Annotated in this window: 11 protein-coding genes; 2 read left to right on the top strand and 9 right to left on the bottom strand. The window is 43.7% G+C overall.

Going from position 1 to position 15,334, the window contains the following annotated elements:
- Positions 1-40: 40 nt before the first annotated feature.
- The gene (locus tag MKY52_RS07350; RefSeq protein ID WP_341050694.1) at positions 41-3,163 is read right to left on the bottom strand and encodes an EAL domain-containing protein; all 3,123 of its coding nucleotides are present in this window, start codon (positions 3,161-3,163) and stop codon (positions 41-43) included.
- A 291-nt stretch (positions 3,164-3,454) separates the two neighbouring features.
- Between MKY52_RS07350 and MKY52_RS07355 the strand changes: the two genes are divergently transcribed.
- Both MKY52_RS07355 and MKY52_RS07360 read left to right on the top strand, forming a co-directional pair.
- Complete coding sequence (locus tag MKY52_RS07355; protein WP_167348483.1) at positions 3,455-3,598, top strand: hypothetical protein; 144 nt, start codon at positions 3,455-3,457, stop codon at positions 3,596-3,598.
- 171 nt (positions 3,599-3,769) lie between these two features.
- On the top strand, positions 3,770-6,097 hold the full coding sequence (locus MKY52_RS07360; RefSeq protein ID WP_341050697.1) for a septation ring formation regulator EzrA: 2,328 nt from the start codon (positions 3,770-3,772) through the stop codon (positions 6,095-6,097).
- 100 nt (positions 6,098-6,197) lie between these two features.
- Here MKY52_RS07360 and MKY52_RS07365 read toward each other — a convergent pair whose 3' ends face one another.
- The 8 genes from MKY52_RS07365 to MKY52_RS07400 form a co-directional block, all read right to left on the bottom strand.
- Complete coding sequence (locus MKY52_RS07365; protein ID WP_341050698.1) at positions 6,198-7,799, bottom strand: ATP-binding protein; 1,602 nt, start codon at positions 7,797-7,799, stop codon at positions 6,198-6,200.
- A gap of 180 nt (positions 7,800-7,979) precedes the next feature.
- A complete protein-coding gene (locus tag MKY52_RS07370; RefSeq protein WP_076299896.1) occupies positions 7,980-8,768 on the bottom strand; it encodes a formate/nitrite transporter family protein in 789 nt (262 codons plus the stop codon).
- A gap of 361 nt (positions 8,769-9,129) precedes the next feature.
- Positions 9,130-10,230: a toxic anion resistance protein gene (locus MKY52_RS07375; RefSeq protein ID WP_042184271.1), complete on the bottom strand. Its 1,101-nt coding sequence runs from the start codon at positions 10,228-10,230 to the stop codon at positions 9,130-9,132.
- 11 nt (positions 10,231-10,241) lie between these two features.
- On the bottom strand, positions 10,242-10,946 hold the full coding sequence (locus MKY52_RS07380; protein ID WP_341053355.1) for a hypothetical protein: 705 nt from the start codon (positions 10,944-10,946) through the stop codon (positions 10,242-10,244).
- 34 nt (positions 10,947-10,980) lie between these two features.
- Positions 10,981-12,036, bottom strand: coding sequence for an ATP-grasp domain-containing protein (locus MKY52_RS07385; protein WP_076285131.1), 1,056 nt, complete (start codon positions 12,034-12,036; stop codon positions 10,981-10,983).
- Entirely contained in the window at positions 12,033-12,866 is an 834-nt protein-coding gene (locus tag MKY52_RS07390; protein WP_341050701.1) for an HAD family hydrolase, read from the bottom strand. Before MKY52_RS07390 ends, MKY52_RS07385 begins: the two co-directional genes overlap by 4 nt.
- On the bottom strand, positions 12,863-14,014 hold the full coding sequence (locus MKY52_RS07395) for a cysteine protease StiP family protein (protein WP_341050704.1): 1,152 nt from the start codon (positions 14,012-14,014) through the stop codon (positions 12,863-12,865). Before MKY52_RS07395 ends, MKY52_RS07390 begins: the two co-directional genes overlap by 4 nt.
- Entirely contained in the window at positions 13,998-15,308 is a 1,311-nt protein-coding gene (locus MKY52_RS07400; RefSeq protein WP_341053356.1) for a phosphoribosyltransferase family protein, read from the bottom strand. Before MKY52_RS07400 ends, MKY52_RS07395 begins: the two co-directional genes overlap by 17 nt.
- Positions 15,309-15,334: the final 26 nt, after the last annotated feature.

The raw sequence follows: 15,334 nt of genomic DNA on the forward strand, positions 1-15,334 counted from the left end.
TTCACGGGCTTGTTTGTGTTCATCTGTTTGAATCTGACTGCTAAAGCCCATAGCGCCTCTGTGTTTCCAAAAGCTCTTCGACTGCCTGCTTTGGCACAGGTCTGCTAATCAGGTAGCCTTGAACCTTGTCGCAGCCTAATTGCTTGAGCAAATCCATTTGAATAACCTCTTCTACACCCTCTGCTACAACTTTTAGTCCCATATTATGCCCCAACTGTATAATGGACTGCACAAAAGACTGGCTGTTAGCTTTTTCTGAGAGTGAATCAATAAAGGTTTTATCCATCTTGAGCGTTGAAATCGGCAATTGCTGCAAATAGCTAAGTGATGAGTAACCCGTTCCGAAATCATCCAAGGCGATACTAATGCCCTTAGATTTAAGAAACTGCAGCTTACCCAGAATACTCTCAAATGATTTCATAAAAATAGACTCCGTGATTTCCAGCTCAAGACAGCTTGGATTTAGGCCACTTACTGCCAGACTATCCTGTACCATCTCGATAAAATCGTTCTGGAATAGCTGAATAATCGAAATGTTGACCGATATTTTATAAGGAACACCTGTACGATCTTGAATACCTTTCATAAAGATGCAAGATTCGCGAAGCACCCATTCACCAATATCGATGATCAGTCTGGAATCCTCAGCAATTTTTATAAACGAAAGTGGAGATACAGAACCAAGCGATGGGCTGTTCCAACGAATTAAAGCTTCAAAGCCTGAGATGAATCCGGATTCGATATCCATCTGGGGCTGATAGTTCAGTTCAAATTCATTATTGTTCATAGCACTGCGCAAATGTTTCTCTATATTCATTCGTTCATTAAACGCTGTATGCATCGATTTGTCATAGACTACATAAGTTCCCTTGCCATCCTCTTTAGCGCGGTACATCGCCACATCCGCATTACTCAAAATTTGCTCGGCCGTCTCCCCATCCTCTGGATAAAAGGAAATTCCGATGCTTAGCGAGACGTACAGATTACTCTCTCCTATTAAAAAGGACTGCCTGAACGCTCTCATTATACGCTCTGCCAGATTCAATACAGCCTCACGGTCCTCTGTATCCTTAATAAAAATAACAAATTCATCTCCACCTAGCCGTGAGAGCATATCTCCTTCCCGCATCAGTGACTGCAATCTCTCACTTGCCTTCCGGATGAGTACATCCCCGGATTTATGACCTAAGGTATCGTTGATGTATTTGAAATTATCTGAATCTAGAAACAGTAGTGCAAATTTCCCTTCCGGATGCTTTAGATACTTCTCCATGGTCTCCAGCAGACATAAACGGTTAGGTAAATTACTGAGCGCATCCACATAAGCCAGACGATGCATATGTTTCTGATTGTCTAGAAGCATATTATATTGTACCAGAAGCTCCTGTTGAGTAGTCGCGAGCTGCTCATAGGTCGCCCCAAGTTCTTGGTAGCTGTTGCTCAGATTAAGCTCCGCTTGCTTCCGCTCGCTGATATCAATCAAGGAGCCCATAAATAACAGAACTTCATCCTTTGGATTAACGGTAGCCTTACCCCTAACTTCAAACCACACGATTTGATTGTCTTTGGTAATCATGCGGAACTCCGTTTCGAAAATAGGTGTAACACCCTCCAGGTGATCATGTTTAAGCTTACGGGTTGAAGCTAGGTCATCGGGATGAACAATACTAAAAGCTCCCTCTTCAAACGAGTTAATTTCATCCTTCGTGTAACCTATGAGGTCATACCATCGGTCTGATAAATGAAATCGTCTCGCCTCCAAATCAAACTCCCACATATATGCACCAGAACCTTCTGTGGTGAGCCGGAAACGTCGTTCACTGATTTGAAGCCTATTAAATTGTTCCTGTAGATCGACCTCTGTCGCTGAGAGCTCTTCGTATGTAGCTTCCAATTCCTTATAACTTAGCTGTAGCCTCAGCTCATTTTGTTTACGATTATCGATATCCACACCTACAAGTACAAAGATATCGGCTGCTTGCTTATCAAGTCCTTTTAATAAGGCTGTCCGGAATGAGAAATATCGCGCTTCAGATGACTGGTCTGGGAGCTTAATTTCTACGTTGTTAACATATTCATTCCGTATTGCCCGCATCAAAAGATCACGGATTGCAGCCGTACTACCTTTTAGACCATCGATATCCTCAATATTTACTCCCAGCACCTCTTTTTCGCTTAAACCCGTCATCCGCTCAGCAAACTTGTTAAACCGCACTACCTTTTTATCTGCCTGCACCGCCCAAACTACCATACCACTATGCTCTATAACATCCTCAAAAAATTGATGCTCTGAATAAACAGCACGCCGTAAACGATTAATATTCATTTTAAGCAGGACTCCACCCAGCATAAGAAGACAGAATAGAAGGATTGCTCCGTAAACCCATCTTTTGTGGATCATGCCTTTATAATAATCAGAATGAACGAAGAAATAGTTCTGGTACAATTCTTCAAAAGCACCCGAATGCTGTAATTCCACCAATCTCTCGTTAACATAAGAAACTAACTCCGGTGTAGACTTATTGATTGCAAAAGCCACATCCCTGGGATAAAGATCATTCATTTCCTTAATAATACTGTCCGTCTTCCCCTGTTCAACGAGCAGATAATCGACCACCTCCTGATTCTCAAATAGAAGGTCAACCTCCCCTTTTTCTAAAGCCTCCAAGGCTTCAGGAATCGTTGCATATTCTACGTAATCATTAATTCCCAGTTTCCCGTTCAGTACTGTTTCAGAATACTGCCCGTTTCCTAGACCTATCTTATAACCTCCAAGCTTATTTAAATCGATCTCACCCTTAAGCCCTCGCCTTGCGTAGATTGAAATATAGCTTTTGAAAACAGGTTCCGAAAATAACAACTCTTGTTTTCGTCCTTCCGTTACTGCTATTAGACCCGCTGTTTCGATATCTCCCTGAACGAGCCGATTATATACATCAGACCACTTCCCTGTACTGTAGTGGACATCGTAATCCTGCTTCTCAAAGATCATATTACTCAATTCAATATCAAAACCGGTCATGTACCCATCTTTTATATATTTATAAGGTGGATATTCCAGCTCTACTTGATATTCGATCTCCTTTCTTTCGGCGTGAATGGCAGTAGGAGGTAAGAGCATAAATAGAATGCTAATCAGAAGCAACAGTCTGCACTGCTTCATCGCTCATTCCCCCTTTTTACTGAATTTACAGTAATATCCTAAATGTTATTCGACAAAATATGGCAATACCCCTGCTTTTTCTTTCCTCGTCACATAATATACGCAAATCCCATCAACGAACCTTTCCCTTTGTAAATTATATAAAATTACGGATGCTACATTTTTATATTGCTTTTTAGATGGAAAATGTGGATAATAGCAATAATGATACAAGTTGATAATGATTATCATTATTAAATAAGTTATTGATTTCACTTTACTATATTTAAGTTAAAAGGAGACTGATCACCCATGAACGTTACCTCTACCCGAACAACACTACAGGTTGACGATTATCTGGATCTGCTCAATCTTGCCGTTAAAGTTGGAGATTTAAAATGGCAAAAAGAAATTAAATCCAGATTGCAATACATTCTTTGTCTGCCGACAAGATAATCTTTCTGAATATTCGCCGCATTCCTTTAGGGAATGCGGCTTTTTTTGCTTGTATGATTGGCAGCCATGTAAGAATAGGAGTATCCCCGCGTCACGTGAGGGTTAATGATATAGTATAATTATCAGCATAATATATTGAATACAAAGTCCTTCAGATTGGAGCGTGTCAGCTTGAAAAAGTATTTAGCTTTATTCTTATTGATCAGCGTGTTATGGATACCCGTTGCATACGCCGCCGAAATCCCTGCTGAGCAGGGATTAGTAACCGATAAAGCTGGAATGTTTAGTTCCGCAGAAGCGACGTCCATTTCTGCTACTGCCACTGGAGATCTTGTTACTTTGCATGTACTCACCGTAGATTCCTTAAACGGTACTCCGGCTGATAAATACGCCGAAGATACTTACGCCTCATGGGGACTGTCCACTCGCGATATTCTCTTGTTGATCTCCGCTGGCGATCAGTCCATTGAACTTAATTTTAACAATCCTGGCTTTCAAACCTCGTTAAATGCCTGGTCCCAAAATCAGGGAGGGAAATCAGGAAGTGCTGCCATTACAGCGCTGCTTGATACTTATTTCATCCCTTATGCCAGAGAAGGAGACTTCGCTGGAGGGACAAAGGCTTTAATTAAAGCGGTCCATTCCATCGGGGAGAGTACCGGAAATGCTGGAGGAAGTGCAGGAAGCGGTAGCGCAGTTGGCAGTACGAATAGCGGTTCAGGGAACGGAACCTCCGGTAAACCAGGGAATTCGGTCAGTACAGGAAGCCGCTCCAGTAGCTCCATGTTTACGATTGCTGCCATTCTAATCGGAATCGTACTGATACTACTTGTGCTATTTATAGTAATCACAGGTCTACGTCGACGCAAACAGCTAAACGCACAACAAGAGCAGTTATCCGATTTGCTAGTACGGGCGAATCGAGCATTGGAGTCATTAAAGCCATTTCAAGGGATCGTTCAGGGAAAAACCGAGGTACTGGTAGAAGGCATTTCAAAACGACTCTCTGCAAAGCTCGTTGAAATCTCTTCACTGCAAAATGATGGGCAAGGTGTACAGCTACCCTTTTATCGTTTGACTGCCCTTAAGGCAGCCGTGGAACAATTACAGCAGACAGAGGACTCCTTCCGCGCAGCGCTTGAGGAGGAAGAGAAGAACATTGCTGTCATCAGTGAAGCTGATCGCAATGTTAAACAGCGAATTACAGAGCTGAAAGAGGATGCACCAGAGCTTGAAGAGCAGCTACAAGGTGCGGTTAAAGAAACTGGCTATGCACTTCAAGAAATTGTAGAAGAGCTCAAGGAGCTTGCCGAGGAGACCTCTAAGGCAGATCAATTGGAGCTTTTTGACCCTATCGCCGCACAAGAAATTACCGAGGATGCACAAGATCGCCAAGAAAAGATTGAACAAGACCTGAAGGATGTCGATCTCTACGATGATAAGCTAAACCAGTTCCCTACGGTATTAGCTGCAGCCCGTACCAAAATCACAAACATCATCGAGCAGAATTCACTCCACAACATGAAGGTAAAACCATTTGACCGTCTGGAGCAGGCCCGCGCAGAATCGCTGACGCTTGAAGCGCCGCTGCGTGTTGGAGATATGGATGAGGTGCGCAAGATTGGCGCCACTCTTGACCTTCTCCTGGATGAGGCTGTTGCTATGACAGAACAACAAGCACTCCTTCGGCAGAACAACCGCAGAGATTTAGAGACATTCCGCACCGAATGGAGCCAATTAAAACAGCGGCGAGACGGACTGCAAAGCCGGATTACCGAAGCACGTATGTATTTTGAAGAACAACATGTGTCAACTGTGGAGAACATCCTTACAGAGTGGAGCACACGTCTTCGGGAAGGTGCTAGTGAAGTGGCGCAGATTGAGAATTGGACCAGTGATGAGCGCGGCGAATATGATAAGGCCCACAATGCGCTAGAACAGTTGCTGTCCCTCCTAGATGAAGCTGCAAGACAGTTCGATGGTGTCTCAGAAAGTCTAAATGCACTTCATGAAAGACTGGATAAGGTCACTCGCCTCTTTTCCGAAGGGCAAAGCCGGGTGGAAACGACCCAGCGAATGCTGCATAGCAGAGGATTATCTTCTAGAATTCACTTCGAGCTATCCTTACTGCCGGAATACAGTGCACTGGATCATCGCCTGGCATCCCGGCCTTATAATCTTGAGGAACTGGAGTCCCTTGGCCGTTCTTATGATTCACAGATCACTTCCTTTGTGAATGAAGCGAACCGACTCGTTCGTCAGAAGGAAGAAGAAGAACGACTAGCTCAATTAGCTATGATGAGAGAACAGCAACGTCGCGCGCAGGCTCGCAAACGAATGTCCTCTGGCCCACCTTCATCAGGTGGATTCGGTGGAGGACGCTCCTCCGGTGGCTCCTCCTGGGGTGGAGGCGGCAGCGGTGGCAGATCCTCCGGCGGATCTTCTTGGGGCGGCGGAGGGAAGTCCGGCCGAAATTCATCAGGCGGATCCAAGTGGTAGACTATCTCCAAACAAAAGACTCTTCCAGCCTGCTTGGGCGGAAGAGTCTTTTATTATGAATTACTGCTTGCATGACGAAGAAATAGTCAAGACAAGCCCTTTATTTTATTGGCAGATAAATCGTAACGGCCGTACCTACGCCCACTTCACTCGCTATGGCCACTCGCCCTCTATGTGCAGATACTATCTTTTTAACAATCATGATTCCCAGTCCATTACCATCACCTCTGGTCGTGTGAAAAGGCTGGCCTAATTTCTCCAGTACTTCCTGGTTCATACCCTCTCCGTTGTCTGTGAAGGTAATCTTCTGGAAGCCATTCTCCACATCTAGGGCAACTGTAATGCTTCCGCCAAAGGGCAAGGCTTCCATTGAGTTTCTTAGGATGTTTAGGAAGACCTGCTTGATATGATTGCGATCACACAAAATATTCGCATCAAAATGGAATTGCGTGTTCAATGATATATTATTCATCTCCACTTGAATCGCAAAGATGCTGAGCACTTCCTGCAGAATCGTGCTACATTGTTCTACCCTATAATGCGCGGCCTGCGGTTTACCTAGTATGAGGAACTCACTCACAATGAGGTTCATTCTTTCTACTTCTGACATAATAAGATCATAATGTAGCAGTTGCGAATCTTTATTGGCCAGTTGAAGCATTCCTTTCACTGTAGTTAGCGGATTGCGAATCTCATGTGCGATACTCATGGCTAGTTGTCCAGCAACCACTAGCTTCTCTGTATTGCGCAGCACTTCTTCCGTTTTTTTCATCTCTGTGATATTACGAAGACTCCCAATCACACGAGCTAAACATGCATTCGAATCATAAACCGGAAGCACATCCAGCATATAATGTTCAAACAAACCGTTGCTCTCTTGAATCACTTCCAGCCCAGCACATGCCTCTTGCTGAAGAATGACATGCTGAAAATAAGAGCCCACATTTCGAATTTCGAAGACACTGGCACCGATAACAGATTCTTGATGTTCACCATCCAAATGAAGCATGTTTAAGCAGTTCTCATTTATATTGACGATCGTTCCGAGTTCATCCGTTATAATAACACCCAAATAATTGGTATCCAATAGGATTCGATTTAAAAGCTGAAGCTCAGCATTCCCTCTACGCAGCAAAATCTCGCGTTCGATGGAGTCAGCCATGGTACAGAGTAAAGGCAATAAGTGGGGATGCGCCACATCTATATCCGCCATAAATGATATCGTCCCCAATATTTCTCGTCCATCCTCTTTATAAAAAGGAGCCGTACAGCATACTAAACGATGAAGAATTTGATGATAATGGTCTTGTCCCTTCAACTGAAAAGGCCGCTGGTGTTCGAGACACAACGCAATTGAATTTGTACCCACTTCTTTATTTAGTTGCACACCTTCTTTGATGCCAACCTGCCCAACGAGATCAACAATTGTCGGATCCCCTTTGAACGCCAATAGATAACCTGCATCATCCGATATCGTAACAAGGATCGGATTACCTTTTACTGAAGAAAGAAACTTAGTCACAAAAAAATCAATAACCTCAATCACTTCACTATATACACGGAGTTGTGACCCCAGTTCATCTGCAGCATAACATTTTGGAAAAATAGGAGGCTGCTCAGGGTCTATTCCTTGATCCATGCAATGCTGATTGGAAGCCTTAATGATAGTCTCATCCGTCAGTACCCCTGTTGTCTTTTCCAAAGCCTTACCCCATTCTGTATGAATCTTCAATTTTGTAATACTAATATGTATTCTACTTCTTTCCCCCTAATCCTTTTGAACCCTAAAAAATCAAAATATCCCAATGCGAATAAATTTCTTGCAGCACAAAAAAACTCCGCCCTTTTAAAGAGCGAAGTTGCGGATTCACATTATTTCTTCTTAATGTTTCGGATCATCCAGAAAAGGTTTGTTCACATAATAATACATAACCCCCATCAGAACTCCACCGCCAATTAGATTTCCGATTGTAACGGGCACAAGATTATGTACCACACCGCCCCACGAAACCGTTCCGGGATGGTCAAGGACTAATGCAATTGCAAAGGTACACATATTGGCAATACTATGCTCATAACCGGAGATGAAAAAACAGAATACGAATAAGACCATTGCGAACATTTTGGCCCCATCGCCCTTTATATTCATCGGGATGAAAAAAGCCATACAAACGAGCCAGTTACAGAGGATAGCACGAAAAAAAAGCTGACCTGCCGGAGCCTCCATTTTATGCTCAACCACATATAGTAAAAAACCATTTACATCAGAACTGTAAAACAGGCCTGTTAAAAAAATCAACAGTGCAAATGCAGCAGCACCAAGAATGTTACCTATATAACTCATGACCCACATGCGTACAACCTCGGTCCATTTCATTTTGCGCCTCAAAGCCGTGTACGTGTAGTAGAAAGTATCTCCGGTAAATAAGTCCCCTCCCCCGTATGAGATTAGGATGATCGCTGCTCCAAAAGTAATCGCAGCCATTGGATACGCAAATGGTGAATGCTCCATATAGAAGTAGTTGCCTGTCTTGAATGCTACAATTACGCCGAACCCGATAAACATACTGGCCAGCATGGCTCTGGCAATATAGCGCAATATACTTTGCCGATAGATCTTTTGTTTCTTAAGTGCTAATTGTTCAACCTGTAGCAGCGCCTCGTTCTCCATGTGACCTCCTTAGGAATTTGGGTTTTCCAGCTAGTTATGGGCTAATCGTGCAATCTTGCGTTATTATACCCAATAACCAGCTGGAAATTACTTGAACCAAATCATGGTAAAAATCCTAAGTGTCCTCATTCATTTTTGCAATCGCTTCTGCTCTTTCACTACTGGCTACGATGATAAGCACGAGTATCAAGCACCCTAAGATCATATGCCTATCCTCACTTCCTCCACATGTAGTCTTGTGACAACTTATGTGTGAAGATAGGGCTTTATGATTGAGTATTGGCGTTTAAAAAAGCCTGTTGAATGAATTCAACAGGCTTCTCAATCTATTCTCTGTATTTTTATTATTGTCAGAAACAATTTAGTTCAAGAAACTGCTCAGTTGACTCTCAGCCTCTCCTTGCTTCAGTGCCTGAGGCTTGTCCGCCTCATTTAGTCCTAAACGATTGCCTAGTTGAGTATTGATTGCCGTCATTTTAGACGTATAATCCTGGCAGCTCTCAATAATGCGACGGTTGGACTGTTCTGAAGTGTCTAATGCGCTAAGCAGATCACCGATCGCTTGATTCACAGCTTCCATAGACATAGAAGGCTTAGACAGCAACTCGGTTGTTTTCTCTGTAGTGGTACGCAGCAGACGTGCATTTTCTTTAAATTGATCTTCAATGGTCTTATTCGTCGCTTCTACAGCATTGATGACGTTCTCCTGATCCGCTAAAGACATCGCAATCATTGCCGACACCGTGATCAGATTAGAGGTCTTATCAATAGCGTTATTCACGGAATCAATCAGCTTGTCATTATTGTCATTAATAATATCTGTAGCAGCAATCGCTTGATTGTACAGCAGAATCATTTCTGTCATCGACTGAATTCGAACCATCACTTTACGCAAACCGCGCTCCAGATAAGCTTTACGGTACTCATTCTCAGGCTTCGCGATCTCTACCTCGAACAACTCTTTCAACTTAGTGCCGAAAGCAATTTTGGTCTGTAGGTTATAGATCTCTTCCATGGAAGTACGTTTCAGCTGACGCATATTCACAATGCTCTCTTCGAGGGTATCTCTACCATCGCGAAGCCCTGTAACAATGGCATCAATGTTCGTGCGGACCGACTGATATTTGTACACATAGTTCTTCATCGGACTCTTGCGTAGCATCTTGCCAAAGAAGCTCACATTCTTACTTTGCTGCAGATTCTCACACTCATTCCGCAGCTTCATAATCATGTTAGGCACTTCAACGCGTTTACCAGACATCAGGTCATTCACCGGGCGATCCAGCAGCTTCAAGGTTTGTCCTGCTTTTTCCTGCGTCTTAACCCCAAGCTTACCGATATCATCCATCAAGGAATCCAGTGTAACAGTATCCGTTTGGGATACCTTCTCAATTAATTGTGCCGCTTCCTCGACTACCTTTTGTTCATCTTCTTTTTTTAATTGGATCAACTGCGTGGACATGGGATTCCCTCCTATAGTTCGGAACTGCTGTACCGCTGATGAATCAGTTCCGCCTTCGTCTGAAGTTCCATCAGGTCTTTATGTTCGATCGTGGACGCAATATCCGATATTTTGGAATCGACATCTCTTAGACCGTTCAGCAGCATTCTCCGATTCTTCGTCTTTGCTTCACCGCCTAGGCGTAAGAACGGGTTGATTACACCATTCAAATCCTTCAGAATCAATCTGCGGACCGTATGATTAATCTCGCCGTTATTCAGCTCCTGCAGCAGTGGAATTACACGTTGAAGCCTCGCGAAGAGCGCCAATGATTTCTCGACAATTTCATTGTCCAGCGTATCCTTCTGCCCTTCTGAGATAATCATATCTTCCAGAATGCTAAGATACTCCACAACTGGAGCGAACTCCGGTCCAATCTTCACCGCGCTCTCAGTTCTACCGTCATAGCTGTGATTACCTGATGTAGTATCATTTGTCGTGTTGCTTAATTGAGGAGCACTCGCAGCGGGTATCGGAGCAATAGTTGTCGTCACCGGGCCTGCTGGCAACACCTCCGCTGGGAGATTGGTTTTTGGACTTCTCGTTACCAGAGCACCTATCCCCGCACCCGCTAAAGGCAACAGCAGAGAGATGAATTCGGGAAGAAAAGAACTCGTTAATACAGCAACAACGTAGCCGATACCGGCGTAAAGCAATACTTTCGATTTAAACTGAATTGTTCTCACCTCTTGTGAGCGACTTTATGAACGCTCAATTCACGGCATCCGGAATGACAGATTGGCCGTTTATTTTCATAATCATCGGTTGCTCCAGATGGCTAGCCAATACATCACCTTCAAAATTCATAGGCTGAACCTCGCCACCGAGTGCGCTTTTAACGGCTAAATAAGGAAAGTTAATCCCTGACAGACATGACATATGCAGTCCACCGGACATTCGTGGGTTAATTTCCAACAGCTTTGGAGTATCTCCATTGTATTTCATTTGAATATTGAAATTGAAGGGGATCTTGTAAACTTCTGCAACTCTAGCTGCAATCTCCTCCAGTTCAGGAATATGCTCCATCAATCGCAGACGACCGCCCACTTTTCGACGTGGCACAGCTACTAACAGCTTACCGTTCTCATCTGCCAGACAATCTATACTATACTCGTAACCCTCCAGTAATTCCATCACCATCAAATCAGGGAAGGTCTCTTTGCTTGCAAGAATACGATAGGCATCATCAAACGTAATCAATGGAGTTACATACCCAAAAAGCTCTTGAAGAGGATCGCGGGTATTGTCGATAATACGGAAGCCTAACCCGCCTTCTGTTTCAGTAGGCTTAAAGCAAACACGATGTCCCTTGGCAACAAGGTCCTCGTAAGCGTCTTTAAACTGCTCCGCTGTACTAACTACATGATAATCCGGGATACTCATAATGCCCTGCTCACTAACATTCTCGTAAAATTTACCTTTGTCCATAATGGACTCCAGCAAATCAAGATCTCTACAGACCAGAACCTTTGTACCAATCGCATCAAACATTGCCGCATGGAGAGCAATATCAAGCATATGCAACCGTGGAATAAAAACATCGATCTCATTACGCCGACAGAAATCAACGCAAAACTGAACATATTCTATTCCCTTCAGCGCCGGCTCGGTTTCAGCAAAGTCAGCACCTTGTAGGGACATATGGCGAATATCCGGGTGTGTCGCAAAGATTTGAACCGGTATACCATCCTCGTTATTGCGGAGGAGATTCATATAATGGTAAGCCACGGAAAACCAACGATTGAAATAAATATTTACCTTTTTCATAGTGGCCCCACTCCCAATGCAGTTAGATTATTATAGATCATATTTACATACTGCAAAATCTCATCTCCAGCAAATACACCTGATTCTTTCGTGAATGGATATCTTGATTTTACAAGACCACTCTGTTGCTCTGCAAATATTTCACCATGGCAAGGGGCAATAGCATAGTCGGAACTCTCAAGCAGACTCTTATCTAGCAGTGAGTCCCCGGAGGCCACCATAGGTTCAGAGCGAACGGTGCGCCGCAAATGGAGTATAGCATCGCTTTTGTTCACGGCAGCCGGCACAGCGTACAGCTTGCGGCCTTGTAAAGAAACTCTCCAGCCGAGATTATAGAGCCGATCTGATAGATTAGTGATTTCATCTAAAGGCAACTGATCCCGATAAACCATGAAGGAATAGAATAGATCATCACAATAATTCTCACTAATGATCCAATCCTCACGTACAACCGCCTTGATATATGATCTAACCTCTTCAGCCCCAGCAGAGTGACGAGCTACCAATCTACCGATTGATTCTCTCCATTCCTTATCGACAACTCCACCGATTAGGATATTCCCCCCATTGCTTGTAACCGCATAGTCAGGTATGACCGTTTCTTGAAACAGATTAATACGATTATATTGTTGTATCGTACGCGTAGTAACCGGGATGAAAATAATCCGTGTGTTCAGATCCATCAGCTGATTTAATGCTTGCTGCGAAATGTAGGATCTCGTCTTTCCCTCTATAATTTCCGCCGGAATTAGACCTGGGGTATTCTCCGGCACACCTATTGCACCTAAAGAATAGATCAAAGTACGATCTAGATCACTAGCATATATCATTCTGTCTCCCCCTTCAGCGGTTTAATTATTCCGCAGCAGGAGTACGTCATCCCAGGAAAGATCTCAACAGGAACGCCCCGGTCCTTCGCTAAGAGAAGAATATGCTTTAGATTCGGATTATCCATAGTATCGACAAGAATTTTCCAAGGTACTCTACGTAGTAATACGCGGGTTGTTTCGCCGACTCCCGGCTTTATCAGATTAATGTTATCTATACCGAAAGTCTCCTGAATACTCTGAATATCACGAAGACCCTGCCAAGTGATTTCTGGCGGATGCTCCAGCATCTGTCCAGCAATATTCTTCGCTTCTGCTACTACGGATGAAAAATACGGGCAAATCGTATCAATAAATACATTGGACTCGTCCGCATCCAGCCACTCCTTATAAAACTTTGAACCATGAAATTCCTCAGGACCAATGAGATCAGCGTGTAACACCGTTCGGCTCATCAGCCCTGAAACGGTAGAGTTTAAGCAGGCGCTAGGAATGAGATAGTCTTCTCTAGTCCCAAACATGCCTGCGCAGTTTCCCGGGTCAGCCAATACGGCAAGATCATCATTTAAGCGAATACCATACTTCTCATAGAGGGTGTTGCAAGAATCAATCAGCACCCCACGGATAGCCCCTTTTCCTGTCCACCCATCCACAAACTGCAAATCAGCATCAAGTCCATGCTTCTGCAGAATGTAGAGTATCGCATTCTCATCTATACCTTTTCCTCGAATAATAGAAATACTATAATGCGGCAAGTCTACCTTGTATCTCTCAGCTATATAACGCTTAATCAGTATACCAATGGGTGTTCCTGCTCTAGCTAAAGAGACAAGCACCGTACTTAGTCCTCTTCTTGAGACAATCATCTCAGAAACAATGGCAACAGCTAAAGCAACCTTCTTAGCTGATTGCTGCAGCGTCTCATGAAACAAGTCGATATACTGCTCGGTAGGCTGATATTCAACGGGCAACATCTCAGAATAATGGACACCCGATTGGATAGCTTCCTCCCTTTCCTCTGTCGCAAGCTCCAGCGAAACGTCACTAAGATCCTTGAGCAGAAACGTAACATCTGACGGTGGATAGCTACCTAGCAGAACCGGTTCTGCTATTTTTTTGTCCATGACTTTATGATTACTTGTTCCCTTCATACTGGAGGCCTCCACTTCTTCCTACAGGAGTCAGTACAATAAGATGCACTTTATGGCGGGCAAGTGTCTTCAGTATATCAAGCATAGGTTTCATTCGTTCATGCGGTACATCACGCTCAATCAGCACGAATATATCATCATACTGATCAGAATCCACATTATAAATAAAGTTTGTAATTTCCGGATCGCTAGCTGAAGGATATGCGGCAGCACTATGCACTCCGTAATCTGGCCGACGTTCAGGGTGGATTGGACTGCGAGTAGAGGACTGATATGAAATGCCTTCCCCCATCTCAGCCGCTATCCGCATAGGAAGGTACATAAATTCCCCTACACCCATCACTAGAGTCTTAGAATCTCCCCCTCGTAGTTCTCTTAGCTGAGCGGCTATCCGGGTTACTCCTACATCAAGATCATCATTATTCAGCGACTCCAGTCCGAAACGTCCGCTGTACTTCACATAAGGAGACGAGTTGGTGTCACCATATGAATCTACGGATGTTGCCTGCAGACGTTCTAAACCGTCCACTACATAAGTGGTCACTACTTCGGATTCCACTGAAGACGATAACAAATCTTTGTCATTCCTAGCATTTAGCAAAGGCGTGCCTTTTACTTCAATACTTCCTTGAAGCAAACATAAGGACTTAATCCGAATCCCCAGTTCCTGTTCTAATTCGCTATAGGTATGAAGATTATTACCGCTCCTCCAATCCAAAATAGAAACGACTACGTATTCCTCCCGAGGGAATTTGGACTGAATATCACGGATCGTATTAATTGCTGTATTCCCTGTTGTAATCTCATCATCCACCAAAATAATCGGCTCAGTCCCTGATAATAGCTTAGTATTCAAGGCGTAACATAGATGGTCAACCGCATGTGAATGCTCTTCTTCAAAGCTAACAATGGACTCCAAATCGATGATATGTTCACGGGTAGTATGAATATATGATGCTTCATCGGCAAACATGTTGTACACACTGTGACCCAGCGCAGTTGCAGTCTCAGCAAAACCAATAAAGACAACAGGCCTAGGAAGAACTAATCGTGCCGCTAATAAATGCTCATAGGCTGCCTTGGCAGACTCAGGGTGCATCAGTCCGTGTACAGCTTTATCTAATAAATCTTCCATCCTATCATTATCCGCAGAATTACCGTTCATCTCCTGATATAACAGCAGCGCTAATGCAGCACCACTTAGCAGAGAGGTGTACGGATTAACAGGGATATGTTTGCCAAGTACCTTGCTGACGAACAAAAAGGAGCGTTTCTTATTAATCCGGGCTGCCATGGAGAATAAAGTATCCACAGGCAAAT

It is taken from the genome of Paenibacillus sp. FSL P4-0184, assembly GCF_038004625.1.
GTDB lineage: Bacteria > Bacillota > Bacilli > Paenibacillales > Paenibacillaceae > Paenibacillus_AQ.

Excerpts from the sequence above, each read along its gene's own strand:
- MKY52_RS07350 (WP_341050694.1), bottom strand. The coding sequence starts at position 3,163 with ATGAAGCAGTGCAGACTGTTGCTTCTGATTAGCATTCTATTTATGCTC.
- MKY52_RS07355 (WP_167348483.1), top strand. The coding sequence starts at position 3,455 with ATGAACGTTACCTCTACCCGAACAACACTACAGGTTGACGATTATCTG.
- MKY52_RS07370 (WP_076299896.1), bottom strand. The coding sequence starts at position 8,768 with ATGGAGAACGAGGCGCTGCTACAGGTTGAACAATTAGCACTTAAGAAA.
- MKY52_RS07375 (WP_042184271.1), bottom strand. The coding sequence starts at position 10,230 with ATGTCCACGCAGTTGATCCAATTAAAAAAAGAAGATGAACAAAAGGTA.
- MKY52_RS07385 (WP_076285131.1), bottom strand. The coding sequence starts at position 12,036 with ATGAAAAAGGTAAATATTTATTTCAATCGTTGGTTTTCCGTGGCTTAC.
- MKY52_RS07390 (WP_341050701.1), bottom strand. The coding sequence starts at position 12,866 with ATGATATATGCTAGTGATCTAGATCGTACTTTGATCTATTCTTTAGGT.
- MKY52_RS07395 (WP_341050704.1), bottom strand. The coding sequence starts at position 14,014 with ATGAAGGGAACAAGTAATCATAAAGTCATGGACAAAAAAATAGCAGAA.
- MKY52_RS07400 (WP_341053356.1), bottom strand. The coding sequence starts at position 15,308 with ATGGCAGCCCGGATTAATAAGAAACGCTCCTTTTTGTTCGTCAGCAAG.